Source organism: Providencia sp. JGM181 (assembly GCF_018257375.1).
GTDB classification, from domain to species: domain Bacteria; phylum Pseudomonadota; class Gammaproteobacteria; order Enterobacterales; family Enterobacteriaceae; genus Providencia; species Providencia lanzhouensis.
Genome location: NZ_JAERJY010000268.1, coordinates 1 through 1,321 on the forward strand (window position 1 = coordinate 1; position 1,321 = coordinate 1,321).

2 protein-coding genes are annotated in these 1,321 nt (G+C 33.4%); one reads left to right on the forward strand and one right to left on the reverse strand.

Annotated features, from left to right (window positions below; all coding sequences use genetic code 11):
* Nucleotides 1-66 precede the first annotated feature (66 nt).
* Nucleotides 67-447, forward strand: a complete 381-nt coding sequence (locus JK188_RS17420) for a DUF805 domain-containing protein (RefSeq protein WP_036953139.1) — start codon at nt 67-69, stop codon at nt 445-447.
* A 95-nt stretch (nt 448-542) separates the two neighbouring features.
* Here the strand turns inward: JK188_RS17420 and JK188_RS17425 are convergent, their stop codons facing one another.
* Nucleotides 543-1,301: a YnfC family lipoprotein gene (locus JK188_RS17425; RefSeq protein WP_211885844.1), complete on the reverse strand. Its 759-nt coding sequence runs from the start codon at nt 1,299-1,301 to the stop codon at nt 543-545.
* Between the last annotated feature and the right edge of the window lie 20 nt (nt 1,302-1,321).

The window sequence follows — 1,321 nt, forward strand, 5'->3', positions numbered from 1 at the left end:
ATGCTGATTTACACAAATTTAAGTTCTACCTATACTCACCACTCAATTTTTCGTCAAGGAATAAACATGAATTGGTATTTAGAAGTCATCAAAAATAACTATGCTAATTTCGAAGGTCGTGCTAGACGTAAAGAGTATTGGATGTTTACTCTTATTAACATGATCATCATTATGGTTCTATATGCATTGATCATTTCATCTGTTGATTACACAACAGGCGAAATGGGTGGATTAGGAATGATCGCTGGAATTTTATTAGGGATCTATGCGTTAGCCACTATCGTCCCTTCCATTGCTGTATCTGTACGTCGCTTACATGATACTGAAAAATCAGGCTGGTGGTATTTAATCTCATTTATCCCATTTGGTGCGATCGTTTTGCTCGTCTTCATGTGCTTAGAGGGTACTAAAGGCGACAACCGTTTTGGCGCAGATCCAAAAGCATAAAAATAGTGCCCCTTATTATGTAAGGGGCTTATTTAACTACCCTTTTAAATTCTCTTCAAAATATCTTTAATCTATTTGCTTCAATGCATTGTCCGCTAGTAAAACACGGTTTCCGTAATACTTCTTTTCGGTAACTTTATTGTTTTTCCATTTGATACGATTGTGAGTATAAAGTTGCATTTGTGTGCAATATTTTGCTCGTCATAATCACATTTAGAATCGACAACTAAGATTGGCAAACCAAGTGCCTTAATTTCCATTTGAAGATCAAATGGCTTAGTTATGTCTTTGCCGTAACTAATGATACTTTCAGAGAAAACAACATTATCTTTATAATATTTTATCGTCTCAGGAAGGTTATTCTCGTTATATGTGTTTTCACTGTATTGAACTTTAGGTTCTGCACTCATTGAGCCGATAATTATTCCATCATTATTGTACTGATATATTAACTTTCCATTACTATCAGTTCTTGAAATAATCAAACAATTCTCTGCCACTTCCATTTCAACAGGCCCATTTGCATCTGAACCCACTAATTTATTTTTTTCTCGTTTGATTGAAAGCCAGTTATCAATGCTATTTAAATACTCATCTTTTTTTTGTTTCATCGTAAAACTATCAACACAACCATCACGACCGACCTTTAATGCTGATTGATAATTAATGGTTTCATCCTCATTATAAACAAAGGTATTCAGTTCTTTGATATTGCCTTTAACTGGATTAAAATCATAGAGTTGAGCAAAATTAAAAACGATCGGGTTATACTCATTTTTTTGAAATGCAGCAGATTGAAAAGAGACAGTAAATAATGCCAATTGAACAATTGAAGCTAAGTATTTGTTATTCATATAATTCTATACCTCAGAAT

Excerpts from the sequence above, each read along its gene's own strand:
- JK188_RS17420 (WP_036953139.1), top strand. The coding sequence starts at position 67 with ATGAATTGGTATTTAGAAGTCATCAAAAATAACTATGCTAATTTCGAA.
- JK188_RS17425 (WP_211885844.1), bottom strand. The coding sequence starts at position 1,301 with ATGAATAACAAATACTTAGCTTCAATTGTTCAATTGGCATTATTTACT.